Origin of the sequence: Pseudomonas sp. ok266 (assembly GCF_900110195.1) — a bacterium.
Lineage (GTDB): Bacteria > Pseudomonadota > Gammaproteobacteria > Pseudomonadales > Pseudomonadaceae > Aquipseudomonas > Aquipseudomonas neuropathica.
Genome location: NZ_FOCU01000014.1, coordinates 51,566 through 65,844, shown reverse-complemented (window position 1 = coordinate 65,844; position 14,279 = coordinate 51,566). Strand labels below are relative to the sequence as shown.

Annotated in this window: 13 protein-coding genes; 3 read left to right on the top strand and 10 right to left on the bottom strand. The window is 60.6% G+C overall.

Annotation, left to right across the window (positions count from 1 at the left end):
* Nucleotides 1–22 precede the first annotated feature (22 nt).
* Nucleotides 23–949, bottom strand: a complete 927-nt coding sequence (locus BMY54_RS24445; protein WP_093439060.1) for an alpha/beta fold hydrolase — start codon at nucleotides 947–949, stop codon at nucleotides 23–25.
* A 21-nt stretch (nucleotides 950–970) separates the two neighbouring features.
* Complete coding sequence (locus BMY54_RS24440) at nucleotides 971–2,425, bottom strand: flavin-containing monooxygenase (protein WP_093439056.1); 1,455 nt, start codon at nucleotides 2,423–2,425, stop codon at nucleotides 971–973.
* 177 nt (nucleotides 2,426–2,602) lie between these two features.
* Here BMY54_RS24440 and BMY54_RS24435 point away from each other — a divergent pair, with 177 nt between their 5' ends.
* From BMY54_RS24435 to BMY54_RS24425, 3 genes are all read left to right on the top strand, one after another.
* Nucleotides 2,603–3,676, top strand: coding sequence for a diguanylate cyclase (locus BMY54_RS24435; RefSeq protein WP_093439052.1), 1,074 nt, complete (start codon nucleotides 2,603–2,605; stop codon nucleotides 3,674–3,676).
* 214 nt (nucleotides 3,677–3,890) lie between these two features.
* Entirely contained in the window at nucleotides 3,891–5,129 is a 1,239-nt protein-coding gene (locus tag BMY54_RS24430) for a M20/M25/M40 family metallo-hydrolase (RefSeq protein ID WP_093439048.1), read from the top strand.
* A gap of 402 nt (nucleotides 5,130–5,531) precedes the next feature.
* Nucleotides 5,532–5,834 (top strand): hypothetical protein, encoded by a 303-nt coding sequence (locus tag BMY54_RS24425; RefSeq protein WP_034152534.1) that lies wholly within the window; start codon nucleotides 5,532–5,534, stop codon nucleotides 5,832–5,834.
* Between the two features lie 133 nt (nucleotides 5,835–5,967).
* Here the strand turns inward: BMY54_RS24425 and BMY54_RS24420 are convergent, their stop codons facing one another.
* From BMY54_RS24420 to BMY54_RS24385, 8 genes are all read right to left on the bottom strand, one after another.
* Nucleotides 5,968–6,837, bottom strand: coding sequence for an isocitrate lyase/PEP mutase family protein (locus tag BMY54_RS24420; protein ID WP_007919546.1), 870 nt, complete (start codon nucleotides 6,835–6,837; stop codon nucleotides 5,968–5,970).
* A gap of 167 nt (nucleotides 6,838–7,004) precedes the next feature.
* Complete coding sequence (gene astA / locus BMY54_RS24415; protein WP_093439043.1) at nucleotides 7,005–8,039, bottom strand: arginine N-succinyltransferase; 1,035 nt, start codon at nucleotides 8,037–8,039, stop codon at nucleotides 7,005–7,007.
* A gap of 61 nt (nucleotides 8,040–8,100) precedes the next feature.
* Entirely contained in the window at nucleotides 8,101–9,117 is a 1,017-nt protein-coding gene (locus tag BMY54_RS24410; RefSeq protein WP_093439039.1) for an arginine N-succinyltransferase, read from the bottom strand.
* 118 nt (nucleotides 9,118–9,235) lie between these two features.
* A complete protein-coding gene (locus BMY54_RS24405; RefSeq protein ID WP_077572161.1) occupies nucleotides 9,236–10,585 on the bottom strand; it encodes an APC family permease in 1,350 nt (449 codons plus the stop codon).
* 81 nt (nucleotides 10,586–10,666) lie between these two features.
* On the bottom strand, nucleotides 10,667–11,419 hold the full coding sequence (locus BMY54_RS24400) for an N-formylglutamate amidohydrolase (protein WP_093439035.1): 753 nt from the start codon (nucleotides 11,417–11,419) through the stop codon (nucleotides 10,667–10,669).
* Nucleotides 11,403–12,734, bottom strand: coding sequence for a type I glutamate--ammonia ligase (locus BMY54_RS24395; RefSeq protein ID WP_093439031.1), 1,332 nt, complete (start codon nucleotides 12,732–12,734; stop codon nucleotides 11,403–11,405). Before BMY54_RS24395 ends, BMY54_RS24400 begins: the two co-directional genes overlap by 17 nt.
* Complete coding sequence (locus BMY54_RS24390; protein ID WP_093439026.1) at nucleotides 12,731–13,375, bottom strand: cysteine hydrolase family protein; 645 nt, start codon at nucleotides 13,373–13,375, stop codon at nucleotides 12,731–12,733. The genes BMY54_RS24395 and BMY54_RS24390 overlap by 4 nt, the downstream gene beginning before the upstream one ends.
* Nucleotides 13,376–13,377: 2 nt before the next feature.
* Complete coding sequence (locus tag BMY54_RS24385; protein WP_093439023.1) at nucleotides 13,378–14,232, bottom strand: MurR/RpiR family transcriptional regulator; 855 nt, start codon at nucleotides 14,230–14,232, stop codon at nucleotides 13,378–13,380.
* Nucleotides 14,233–14,279: the final 47 nt, after the last annotated feature.

The window sequence follows — 14,279 nt, the reverse complement described above, 5'->3', positions numbered from 1 at the left end:
CGATCAGGGGCAGAGTGCATTGTCATCTTTGGCTCCCCAAAAACTCGCGATACAGGCGCGCAGTATTCCCCGGCTGTTCAACCATCGGCATGTGCCCGACGTGATCCCAGACATCCACACGCAAATTCGCAATGCCCTTGCTCCACACCGGCACGCTGCTGACGTCGATCAGCCGATCCTTGCGCCCCCAGAGCAATAGCGCCGGGCACTTGATGTCGACCAGTTTCGGCTCCATCGGCGGGCTGGCGCGAAAATCGCGGAAGATCTCTTCCAGTTCATCGCGTTGTTGTTCGTAGCGCTGGGCGATGGCGTCCAGCACCAATTTGGGTACCCATGGCGGCGTGGCCATGGTCATCGCGTAGAACTGCTGGAACTCTTCCCGGGAATTGATCAGAAACGGGTTATGCCCGCGCGCCAGATGGCGCTCCATGTCGCTGGCCTCGGGTGCGGTGACGCCCGCCGGGTCGATCAGTGCCACCGAAGCGATGCGATCCGGATAAGTCGCCGCCAGCCACGCGGCGATGTAGCCGCCCATCGAGTTGCCGATCACATGGACTTTCTCCACGCCGCAAACGTCGAGCAACTGGATCATGCGCTTGGCCTGCAGCGGAATGTCGTAGCCGCCGCCCGCCTTGAAGCCGGTTTCACCATGGCCGGCGAGGTCCGGGATGATTACCCGATACTGGCGCACAAAGTGCCGGGAAAAGCGCAGCCACAGGTTCTTGTCGGCGCTGTAACCATGCAGCATCAGAATCGCGCTGGCCGCTTCATACGGCCCGCCCTGCCAAGTCGAGACGGTCATCTCGGCGATCGGCACTTCGATCTTGTGCAATTTGTACAACTTGGCCTCGATGGCCATGTTCAGGTCGTACAGCCAATGACCGACCGCCGGATAACTCAACCAGCTCCAGGCCACGAAAACCGCGAGGGCGACAAACAGCAAAAGCATCGACGTCTTCCTTTTACGTGTTCAGGACAGAATGTGGTCGGCCGGTTTCAGCGCTCGGGTCAAGCGGTGATAGCTGAAACTGAAGCCGGGAAACATCGCGATCACATGACCGCTCTTGCTTTGATACCAACTGTGGCAGCCGCCGGACTTCCAGACCGTGCGCTCCATCTCCCGATGAATCATCTCAGTGTAGGTACGTTCCGCTTCACGGCGCACTTCGATGCTGCGCAGACCCTTCGCCTGCACGGTACGAATGCAGTCAAGGATGTAGTTCATCTGCGATTCGATGATGAACAGCGCCGAGGTGTGCCCAATGCCGGTGTTCGGGCCGGTGACGATAAACAGGTTGGGAAAGTCCGGCAGGCTGGTACCCAGATAGGCGCGTGGGTATTGCGCCCAGACCTCTCTGAGTTGCACGGCGTTTTTTCCGCTGACCGGGTAGGAAATCACCCCGTCGGTGGCGTCGTACCCGGTCGACCAGACGATCAGATCAACGTCGATGTGCTGACCGTCCTGAGTGTTGATCCCGGTTTCGTCGATGGACGCAATGCCTTGCTCGCGGGTATGCAAGGTGACGTTGGCGCGACTCAGCGCCGGGTAATAGGTGCTGGACACCAGCACCCGTTTGCAGCCGATGGTGAAGTCCGGGGTGAGTTTTTCTTGCAGCGCCGGGTCTGGCACCTGGCGTTTGAGGAAGCGCAGGGCGTGCTGCTGGACCATGTGAATCGCCGCTTTCGAGTATTTGAACGCGATGACCCGGGTTTCGAATTGCCAGTAAATCAGCCAGCGCAACAGCTGGTAGGCTGGTTTCAGACCGAGCAGCCAGCGTTGCAGCGGCCCGAACTGACGATCGGCGCGGGGTAGCACCCAGTGTGGCGTGCGCTGAAACACGTGCAGGTGATCGACTTGCGGCGCAATCGCCGGAATCACCTGCACCGCACTGGCACCGCTGCCGACGATGGCCACGCGTTTAGCGCGGTAGTCGTAGCTGTGATCCCAGTTGTTCGTATGAAACGTCTTGCCTTGAAAGCGATCCTGGCCGGGAAAGTGTGGGATGACCGGTTGGCTCAATGGTCCGGTGGCATTGATCAGGAACTGCGCATAAAAGGTGCCTTTGCTGGCGGTGTGCACAGCCCAGCGTTTTTCTGTGTCGTCCCATTCGACGCGCTCGACATTGGCCTCCAGCTCCACGCGCTCACGCAAACCGAACTGCTCGATGACATGCTCGGTGTAGCGCTGCAGTTCGGCCTGTCCGGCGAACATCTGCGACCAGCGGTACGGCGCGAACGACAGCGAATACAGCGGCGACGGCACGTCCACCGCCGCGCCGGGGTAGGTGTTCTGGCACCAGGTGCCGCCAAAGAAGTCCCGTCGCTCCAGCAGGCGAAAATCGTCGATCCCGGCCTTGAGCAGGTTGACCGCAGCACATTGACCGCCAAAACCGCTGCCGATGATCAACACGTGATAGAGGTGCATGGGTCTCCTTCTTATAGTTTTTTTTCCATTTTGCTCCTTTCATGTATAGCCAAATATTTGCCCTGTGTGCGGTCCTGATGTCGCGCTATTCAGCCCGCTGGCCGGTGATGGCTATTTAACGTCGCCCTGTTAGACTTCCAGCACATCCGTCCTGCGGTGTGCGTGATCGAGGTCCTTATGGGAAATACCGGAGGAAAGGGACTTTCATTGGCCAGGAGGCTTTATACGTCGCGCATCCTCGGGTTGATTCTGGGGCTCGTGTGCGTGAGCGTGTCGATGTACTCGCTCGATCCGCCGCTGTGGGTCTGGGCACTGATGTTCTTCAACGGCCTGGTCTGGCCGCATCTGGCGTTTCAATGGGCGCGCCGCGCCCGGGTTCCTTACCACGCTGAACACCGCAATCTGTTGATTGACGCTTTTTTCGGCGGCTTTTGGCTTGCCGCCATGCATTTCAATCCGCTGCCCACTGCCACGACCATTTCGATGATGGCAATGAACAACGTCGCAATCGGTGGTTCACGTTTTCTATTGGCAGGCTCTGCGGCGCAGTTGCTCGGGGTCGGCGTCGGGCTGGTGGTGTTTGCTCCGGCATTCATTCCGCAAACTACGCCTGCACAAATGTACGCCTGTTTCCCGTTACTGCTGCTGTACCCCTTGGCGCTGGGCTGGATCTGCTTTCGTCAGGCCTACACGCTTGGCTTGCATAAACGCGAATTGCTCGCCTTGAGCCGCACCGACAGCCTGACCGGGCTGCTCAATCATGGCGCCTGGAAGGATCAACTGGAGATCGCTTTTCAGCGCTGCAAGCGGCAGAAGCAGGGTGCGGCGATTGCGCTGATCGACATCGATCACTTCAAGGCGATCAACGACACCTACGGCCATGTCGCGGGCGACATCGTGTTGCGCCAACTGAGCAAGTTGCTTAAACAAAACCTGCGGGCGACGGACGTTGCCGGGCGTTATGGCGGTGATGAGTTCTGCGTGATTTTGCCGGATCTGCCGCTGTTCAACGCCGCGCAGGCGATGGAAGCGTTGCGTGAGCGCTTCGCGATTCTGGGTTATGAGCAGAATCCGGCATTGAAGGTCAGTTTGAGTATCGGCCTGGCGGCGTACGATCCGGCGCATGCCGACGCAACACGCTGGCTCAATGATGCCGATCAGGCGTTGTACGAAGCCAAGGCCAGCGGGCGTAACCGGGTGATCTGCAATTGCGATGACAAGTCCCGGCAGACGTTACTGGATTCGGTTTGACCGCTACACCGTAGATCCCCTGTGGGAGCGAGCTTGCTCGCGAAGGCGTCCTGCCAGGCTGTATCAATGTTGACTGATCCACCGCTTTCGCGAGCAAGCTCGCTCCCACAGGGGGTTGTGTGTTGTCGGTTAGATCAGTGTCGCATTCGGTGTAGAGCCTCGCGCCGATGTCGGGTACGGTTAAATCCCCCCGACGCGAAACAAGGATCGCTTCATGACGTGCTCATTTTCTCGCTCCCTGCTGGCCGCTAGCCTCGGCCTGTCTCTCGCCTTCTCGGCTGCCCACGCCTTTGCCGAACCGCACAAACAAGTGCTCGCTGATGCCGAGCAATACCAGCCAGAAGCGCTGAAATTGCTGGAGCGGCTGGTCAATATCGACTCCGGTTCCGGTTACGAGCCAGGCCTCAAGCAAGTCAGCGACATCGCCATCGATGAGTTGAAAAAACTCGGCGCGACCATCGAACTGGTGCCGAACACGCCGGAAAAATCCAACCATGTACTGGCGACGCTGAAAGGCACCGGCAAGGCGAAAATCCTCCTGATGGCGCACATGGACACGGTGTTCAAGGAAGGTTCGGCGGCCGAGCGGCCGTTCCACATCAAGGACGGCCGCGCTTACGGGCCAGGGGTGATGGATGACAAGGGCGGCATCGTCGCTGGGATCTATGCGCTGAAAGTCTTGAAAAACCTCGACTTCAAGGACTACGCGCAAATCACCTTTCTGCTCGACGCCAGTGAAGAAACCGGTTCGGACGTCGCCACCGATCTGATCAAGAAAACCGCTAAACAGCACGACGTGACTCTCAACCTTGAGCCGGGGCGCCCGGCTGATGGCTTGGTGGTGTGGCGCAAGGGCAGCGCGACGGCGCTGGTCGAGGTCAAGGGTAAAGCCGCACACGCCGGCGTCGCCCCGGAACTGGGGCGCAACGCCGCGATGGAAGCGGCGCACCAGATTCTGCAGTTGGGCAAACTCGGCGATGAGGCGAAGAAGACCACCATCAACTTCACCGTGCTCAAGGCCGGCGACCGCACCAACGTGATTCCCGATCAAGCCACGGCCAAGGCTGACGTGCGCGCGGCGGTGCCGGAGGAGTTTGACCGGATCGAGAAGGATCTGGCGCGGGTGTCGCAGGACAAGTTGATTGCTGAGACGGAAGTGAAGACTTCATTGCAACGCGGCTTGCCACCGATGCCGCAGACGCCTGAGTCGGACCGTTTGATGGCCATGGCTCAGGGGATTTATGGCGAGATTGGCCGCAAGCTGACCGAGGAGGGCAGTGGCGGCGCGGCGGATGCCAGTTTGTCCGCCGGGGTCGGCACGCCGACGCTGGATGGTTTCGGGATTGTTGGCGGCAATATTCATACGCCGGAGGAGTACGCCGAAGTGGCGAGCGTGGCGCCGCGGATTTATCTGTTGTCGCGGATGATTATGGAGTTGGCCAAACCGCGGTGAGTGGGTTTGTGGTGTGATTGATGCGGGTGGGGTATCAGGTGCATTTGCCCTCACCCTAGCCCTCTCCCAGAGGGAGAGGGGACTGACCGTGTTGTTTGTGGTCCATGTGGCAACCGGCAGATCAAGTTGAATTCAAACTTGCATTCAACGCGATCTCTCACGTCGGCGTAGATCCCGAGCATCCCCCAATCAGTTCCCTCTCCCTCTGGGAGAGGGCTAGGGTGAGGGGCTTTTGTGGGAAAAGTGGAAGTCGCGAACGGCGTACAAAAAATACCGAAAAGTCCGACAGAAGCGCTCATTGCGGCCGTTGAGCGCGGCTCTTATAGTCTCGGCTCGCAGAAAAATCTGCGACGATCTTGGCCGGTCGAATACAGCACCTGACCCCTATTTGGAGTGAACTCTATGACCGACCAAGTAATGCCCCGCTTCCTCCCCATCGACACCTACGACGCCGAATCCCCGGTGCTCTTCCTTAACACCCACTCAGAACTCAGCGACATGGCCGCCTGTGCGATGCACCGGTTTGTGGTCGTGCGCGATCTGGCCGACACCTTTGCCAGTCTCAACCTCAAGGGTATTTCCGATTGTGATCTGACGCGGGTGACCAGCGCGGTGCATCTGTTGATGCGCGAGGGCTGTGCGATTCTGAATGTGATTCAGGCGCGGGCGGTGCAGCGGGAAGAGGCTTACAAGACGCCGGTTTAGCGGTGTAGCGGCGGACGCCTTCGCGAGCAGGCTCGCTCCCACATTTGATCGGTGTCGAACACGAATGTTGTGTTCAACCAAGATCCACTGTGGGAGCGAGCCTGCTCGCGAAAGGGCCGGTGAAGCGTGCGCATCACTCCTTGACGCTCATGTATTCCTTGGCCCAGAGAATGTATTCCTCCGGCTGTGTATAGGTGTGCGTCAACTCGGTCGCGCTCAGGTCGGAGGCCTGGGTGAAGATCTGCCGCTGTTCACGCAAGCTGTCATACGTCGCTTTGATCGCCGCAAAGTAAGCACCATGGCCATCAATGGTCACGCGTACACCGAGTTCGGCCAGACGTTTGTCGTCTCGCAGCGCCGGGTTGCCGTAGGTCACCAGCATCAACGGTACGGTCAGGTGTTCGGCGATTTGCTCGAGCTGATCGAAATCCTGAATCCCGACCATGCAGATGCCGTCAGCCCCGGCCGCCTGGTACTGGCGAGTGCGGCTGATGATTTCCTGGTTCGGCAAAATGCCGGCATTGGTACGGGCGATGATCGCCATTTCCGTATCAACCCGGGCTTCCAGCGCCGCGCGGATCTTGCCGACGCCTTCGGCAACGGTGATCAAATCGGTGGATTTGCGCCCGAATTGCGCCGGCAGCAAGGTGTCTTCGATGGTCAGGGCGGCGACGCCGGCGCGCTCCAGTTCGACGATGGTGCGCATCACGTTGAGGGCGTTGCCGTAGCCGTGGTCGGCGTCGGCGATCACCGGCAATTGGGCGACGCGGCCGATGCGGGTGGCCTGTTCGGCGAACTCGCTGAGGGTGATCAGGGCAAAGTCCGGGGCACCGAGCACCTGCAACGAGGCCACGGAACCACCGAGGATGCCCACTTCAAAACCCAGGTCAGCAGCGATGCGCGCGGACATCGGATCGAACACCGAAGCCGTGTGATAGCAGGTGTCGGAAGCCAGCAGTTGACGGAAGTTACGGCGCAAATCTTGATGGGAAAGCCTGGTCATACGAGTTCCACCAATACAAAGGAATGGAAGGGCTTGAACAAAGGTGTCAACGCCGAAGAATGAAAAGGCTATCACGCGAATGGGTCAAGGATCATGACGAATTTGCAAGGGACAGGTTGTCGCGGACTCTTTTGCTGAAAGGATTTACCTTTTTGCGGTGGTGACCGTCAGGCCGCCACCGCCTGTTGCTGTTGATTGGGCAGCATCACCGCGCGTACCGAATTGCCCGGTTGCAGTTGCAGGCGCTTGGCGGTGAGGCGGTCGATCACCAGGCTGCTGCCGACCCGGCGGGCGCGGGCCACGGTGATGCGGCAGTTTTCCAGGCGGCGGTTGTGAATCAGCCACAGCGGCGCCTGTTCGTCGGGGCTGCCGAGGCTCAGAGCCAGCTCGACGCTCTCGCGCACGGTGCGGATATTGCGCACTGGCGCTTCGATCACCGGGCCGCCATCGAAGATGTCGATGTAGCCTTTGTGGGTGAAACCTTCGGCCTGGAGGATTTTCAGCGCCGGCTCGGTATTCGGGTGCGCCTGGCCGATCGCGGCCTGGGCCTGTTCGGTGAGCAGGCAGGTGTACAGCGGCTGGCGCGGCATCAGTTCGGCGATGAACGATTTGTTGCCCAGCCCGGACAAGTGGTCGGCATGGCTGAAGTCCATTTGGAAGAAATGCCGACCCAGGCTGTCCCAGAACGGCGAACAACCGTGTTCATCGGCACTGCCGCGCAGTTCGGCAATCATCTTCTCGCCGAACAGGTGCGGGAACTCGGCAACGAACAGCAAACGCCCCAGTGACAACAAGCGGCCATTGCTACCGTGGCGCTGATCATGGCCGAGAAACAGCGAGCACAGCTCCGATTGGCCGGTGAGTTCGTTGTTGAGAAACAGTGTCGGGATCTGCCGTTGAATGCCCAGGTCCGGCGCCGAACTGACGGTCAACCCGACCCGATAGTTGTACCAGGGTTCGCGCAGGCCGACCGCCCCGGCCAGAGCGCTGACGCCGACCACGCGCATGTCGTCGTCTTCGAGCACAAACAGATAGTCTGCGTCGGCTCGTTCCACTTGTTCGGCGAACGCCCGTTGCGCCCAACGGACCCGGTGGGACAGGCGATCTTCGTTGGCCGGCAGGGTGGTGAACCCTGGGCCGGCCTGTTGTACCAGCGCGAGCAAGGCAGGCAGGTCGCTGACTTTGACCGGACGGACAATCATGCTGTAACTCCTTCTGCGCGCCTGTTCGGGCACTGTCGTTGACTGCGCAACCGGGCGGGTTTCACAGGGCAATCAGCCGGATCGGGCTGCCATCGGTCACGTTCAGCGCCGCACACATTGCAGGGGTGAGGGACAGCGGTTGATCGGTCTGGTAATCGAGTTCGGCCATGATCGACCGGAAGCCGTGCAGCGCGTCGTTGCTCAGCAGATAACGACCGCGGGCATCGATTTGGGGTTTTTGCTGCACCGTTGCCGTCTGGCTGCGGGCGATCGAACGAATGTTGCTGGTGCGCGCATACAGGGTCGGGCCGGCGTCGAACAAGTCGATGTAGCTGTTGGTTTCGAAGCCTTCACGCTCGAGGATGTCGAACGCTTCCTGGCCATCCGGGTGGATGCGCCCAATGCAGTCCTGCGCGGCTTGCGGCAGCATCGGCACGTAGATCGGATATTGCGGCATCAGTTCGGCGAGAAACGTGCGGCTCTGCAGCCCGCACAGGCGTTCGGCTTCCGCGTAGGGCAGGTCGAAGAAGTGTTTGCCCAGCGCATCCCAGAACGGCGAATGGCCTTGCTCGTCGCTGTAGCCGACCAGTTCAGTAATCACCGCCTCGGCAAAGCGCCGCGTGTGAGCGGCGATGAACAACAGGCGCGCCCGTGACAACAATTCGGAAAACGGCGTACGCACCAGTTCGGCATTAATGTGAAAACCACGCAGCAATGTGTGGCCGCTGAGGTCATGGCACAGCGACAGCGCCGGCACGCCGTGTTCAATGTTCAGTTCGCGGGATGCACTGGTGAAATGGCGATTGCGCAGGCTGTAGAACGGCTCGTCGAAGCCCGCCGTCGCCAGAATCTCCGAGCAGCCAACCAGACGCTGGTCGTCCAGGTCTTCCAGCACAAAGAAGTAATTCTCCGGGCCGTGGGCCGCCGCTGCGCTAGCGAACGATGCACATGACGCGGCGATTTTTGCGCGCAGGCGTTCGCTGTCGTCCGGCAGGGAGGTCACGCCCACCAGACTGTCGCGGGCCAATTGTTGTAGCTGGGGCAGGTCAGTCTGTTCGACTGGGCGTAAGACCAGCATGGATGTACTCCTGTATCAAAAGGTTCGGCGATGTCGCCAAACCTGACTATCACTGTCGGTGTCCACGCGATAAATCGGCGGTCGCCTGATTTGTTGTCAGACGCCGCTCTTTTTCTTGTCAGCCGTTGCTCGGGTCAGGCAGCGCAGTACTGGCGCCGAGTTTATTCAGGAAGAACAGATACACCAGGCCCAGGGCAATCCAGATCAGGCCGAGCTTCTGCGCATCGACGCCCATGTTGTACATGATGGCCGCGACGATGATGAAGCCGATGACCGGGCAGATCAGGTGACGCACCACCTGGCCGGACTTCTGCCGACGCCAGTAGTAGTTGATCACTGTCAGGTGCAGCAGCATGAAGCCACTGAGCGCGCCGAAGTTGACCAGCGAGGTCAGGGTGTCGACCGAGTTGATGAACAGGTAGCAGATCACCAGCGACAGCACCGCCACCAGATAAATGCTCAGGTATGGCGTGTTGTGTTTCGGATGCACCTTGGCCAGCACTTTCGGCAACTTGCCGTCGCGGGCCATGCCGAACAGCAGGCGCGAGACAGCGGCTTGCGAGGTGATCGCTACAGCCACGCCCCAGGCCAGCGCCGTCGCTACAGCGGTCAGGGTCGCCAGCCAGCTGCCGGCAGCGATTTCGGCGATTTCATAGAACGCAGTGTCAGCGGATTTGAAGCCCATGCCTGCCGCCAGGTCGGTGGCGATCCAGGTTTGTGCAACGAAAATCACCCCCATGACTACCAGCGTGATCAGCGCCGCTTTACCGACGCTCTTGCCCGGATCGCCCTTGATTTCTTCAGCGAGTGTCGAGATCGCATCGAAGCCAAGGAACGACAGCACCGCAATCGACACCGCTTGCATCAGCAGGGCGAAGTTAAAGGTTTCCGCGTGATACAGCGGCGCCAGGGTCAGCTCGCCGTTACCGCCACCGTTGTGCAGGGCATTCCAGGCGTAGAACAGGAAGATCCCCAGCACCACCAGTTGCGCGAGCAGGAAGATGATGTTCATCCGTGCGGTGAAGGTGATGCCGCGCAGGTTGACGAAGGTCGCGCTGACCAGAAACGCGAGAATAAAGCCGACTTTCGGAATGTCCGGGTACAAATGGTTGAGGGCCATCGCCGCGTAGACATAGAGCAGCGGCGGGATCAGCAGGTAATCGAGCAGCATCAGCCAGCCGGCGATGAAGCCGACGTGTTGATTGAGGCCACGCTGCGCGTAGGAATAGACCGAACCGGCAATCGGAAAAGCCTTGGCCATGCTGCCGTAACTCAGCGCGGTGAACAGCATCGCCACCATGCCGATGATGTACGCCAGCGGCACCATCCCCGGTGCCTCGGCGTTGACGTAGCCATACACACCGAACGGGGCGATGGGGATCATGAAGATCATCCCGTATACCACCAGGTCGGTCAGCGTCAGGCTACGTTTCAACTCTTGCTTGTAGCCGAATTCTTCAATTTCCATGAAGCGCAACTCCTTGTCAGCCAGTCGGTCGTTTTAGTTGTTATCGATCCATCGTTTACAGCGTCAGCAGTCTTTCATTCATTACAGCAAAGGCGCGAGGTATCCGGCCCAGCGCGATACGGCTTCGGGGCTGCGCAGCAAATCGTTGCGCACCTCGATCAGCACCGAGTCGAGGCCACGGGCATCGCCGTGCACCGGCACGGTCATGTCGCCCAGCGGATCGATCTTGTAGGGCTGATTACCGGCCACTTTCAGCGGATGCTCGCCGAGGCCGTCGAGCAGGCGTTGCGCGTAGGCCTTGGCCTGACCGAACAGCACGCCGGCCTCCAGCGGTCGCGGCTGGCCGTAAAACACCGGGGTGAAACTGTGAATACCCACTACACGCACCGCTTGACCTTGGGCAACACGTTCGTCGATCAACGTTTGCAAACGTGCGTGAAACGGTTTGAACAAGGTTCGGCGGCGGTACTCGCGGGTGGCTTCGTCCAGCTCGCGGTTACCCGGCACCTGATAGATTTCGCTCTGCGCCGGAATACTGTCCGGGGCGTGGCGGGGCCGGTTCAGATCGATCAGCAGGCGTGAGTAATTGGCGCTCAACAGGGTTGCGCCGAGCCTTTCCGATAACTGTTCGGCGAGTTGCAGCGCACCAATGTCCCAGGCGATGTGTTCAGCGGCGGCAGCCTCGTCCAGGCCCAAATTGTTCAGGGCCTCGGGGATGTAGCGGTTGGCGTGTTCGCACACCAGAATCACAGGGTGCGTCGAGTCGGCGCGGCTCAGGTTGTAGGCCGGTCGGGTGTACAACCCCAGCTCGGCGGATTCAGTACAGGCGTGCATAGTGCTCACACAAGTCAGCGGGCGAGAGCTGTTCCGTCAGCGCCAGTTCCTCGGTTTTCAGGGCGTAGTAAGTGTCGAGCAGCGGCTTGGGCAGCCATGCAGTGAAGGTGCCACTGTTGCGCAGGCAATCCAGCGCCTGGGCCAGCGAGGCGGGCAGGGCGATGATGCCCCGGGCCTTGCGTTGCTCGTCATTGAGTGAATCGGGAATTTCGTTAGTGATGGCGTTCAGCGCCAGACGCTGTTCGATGCCCAGACGTCCGGCGATCAGCAGCGCGGCCATGGCCAGATGCGGCGAGGCGGTGGCGTCCATGGCGCGGAACTCAAGGTTGAACTGCTGGGCCACGGATTTGCCGCCGAGGCTCACGGTCGGGCAGATGCGCAGCGCCGCCTCGCGGTTCTGTTGACCCAGACAAGCGTAAGAGGCGCTCCAGTGATGCGGCTGCAAGCGCTCGTACGACACCGGCGTCGGCGCGGTGAAGGCACAGAGGGCCGGCAAGTAATGCAGGATCCCCGCCGCCCAATGCTGGCCAAGACTCGACAGACCGTTGCTGGTACCGGGGTCATAGAGCATTGGCTGGCCGGCCAGATCGAGCAGGCTGACGTGTAGATGCACGCCGTTGCACACCGCATCCGCCGCAGTTTTCGGCGCGAAGCTCAGGTCGAGGCCCATTTGCCGGGCGATCTCGCGGGTGATCTCGCGCACGTTGACGGCACGATCAGCCGCCGCTACGCCGAGCGTCGGGCGGCAGGTGATTTCGTATTGATGCTTGCCGTATTCCGGCAGAAACATTTCCGGCTCGACACCGCCGGCGCGCAGGGCGCTGAGCAGCCAGCCACCGAACTCGGCACCTTGGCGCTGGGCTTCGAGGGAGAACGCCAGATGCTCGGCAAAACCGGCGTGCAGGTTGAATTCATGTTCGAACGCGGCGTTGACCTGCAAGCCCAGTTCATCGCGATAACGCTCGATTTCATCACGCAACAACGTGCGCGGGCAGGCGCCCCACGGGCGGCCATCGGTTTCGCGGATATCGCCGTGGATGAAATCCAGCGCCGGTGCGTCGACGTCCGGGCCGTTGCCGACCGTGACGCGGCTGCTCAGGTCGGGAATCAGCCGCAAATCGCCATAGGCGCCCCACGGATTGGTCGAAGCAATGATGTCCTGCGGCGTCAATGCGCTGTTGGCCGGCACCCAGCCGCAGCCGGCGGCTTGATAATGCTCCAGCTCATCAGTGGGAAACGAGCGGCCGCGGGTGATGCCGATCAGGTCGGTGGTGACCAACGTGGTCATCGGCAGTGGCGTCAGGCGCGTGCTCATGGCTGCATCTCCTGCAGGCGGGCGAGCACGGTGTCGGTGTCGGTGATCCAGCAGTAACCCTTGATCGCATTCAGGCAGGCGTGATGGCGTTCGGCGCTGTAGGTGGCGCAGGCGTCTTCTACCAGGGTGACCAGATAGCCGCGATCGGCGGCGTCGCGCACGGCCATGTCCACGCACTGGTCGGTGACGATGCCGGCGATGATCAAGTGACGGGTTCCGAGGTTGCGCAGCACGTAGTCGATGTTGGTCGAGTTGAACACCCCGGACGAGGTCTTCGGCAGGACGATTTCGTTTTCCACCGGGCTCAGGTCTTCAATGATCCGCGCCTGCGCGCTGCCTTTGGGCAGGTGCATGTCCGAGAGTTTGTGGTCGAGCGAGCGGTCACGGCCATCAGCCGTAAGGCTTTCGATAATGGTGTGCAGTACATTCTGCCGCGCTTCACGAAAGGCACTGAGCAAACGACGTTGGTTGGGCACCACCTGCATGTGTGCACGGGTCAGGAAATACTCGGCGTCAGGCCCGTTGAGGTGCGCGTCGAACTGCGGTTCAAGCCAGGCACGCTGCATGTCCACCAGCAACAGTGCGGTGTGATCGGTGACAAACGGCAAGTCCCGCGGCGAGCGGTGGGGAAGGCTGAACATCCTTATTTATCCTCCAGCAGGTGGGTGTTGAAGTCATTGCGCAGGGCATCGATGCCTTCCAGGCGATCGGCGAGGTTTTCGGTGCGCAAGGTCAGGCAGGCGATCAGTGCTTCGACCTGAGCCAGCGCTGGCACCATGGTGTCGAACGGCGAAGCCGATTCCACCGGCGCGCTGATGATCAGATCGGCCAGTTCACGCAGCGGCGAGGCATAGATGTCGGTGAACAACACCACGCGCGCGTTGTTGTTTTTTGCCGCGCTGGCGACTCGCAAGGCCTGGGTCTGGTAGCGGCGATAGTCGAACAGCAACACCACATCCTGGCGTTGCAGATCGAACAGGCGATCGGGCAGTTGCGCGTTATCTTCCAGGGCAAAGCAACCAGGCCGCAGCAGGCGCAGGTGATTGAGCAGGTAGGTGGCCATCAGGCTGCTGAAGCGCCCGCCGAAGCAATACACCTGATGACGGGCATCGAGCAGCCAGTCGGTGAGAATGCGCACGTCTTCGGGTTGGGTCAGCGATTGGGTTTCGACCAGCAGGCGATGACTGTCGCCCAGATAGTGGCTCCAGGCGTCGTCCCTGTGTTGATGGGCGCGCGGTTGCAACAGCGTGCGCGGCGAGCGCAGGCGGTGATCCATGTCACTGAGCAGGGCATCCTGGAATTCGGCGTAACCACCGAAGCCGAGTTTTTTCACCAGCCGCACAATGGTCGGATCGCTGACGCCGGCATGTTCGGCCAGACGCGCCATCGGCCCCAGACCGTTGCGGGGATACTGATCAAGCAAGGCGCGAACGACTTTGCGCTCCGACGGCGTAAGATCCAGGCCGGGATCGGTGATCAGGTCTCTAAGAGGGGGCATCCGGGCTCCTGCTGGATGAGGGGGTGTTGAATTCGCTTCATAATCCG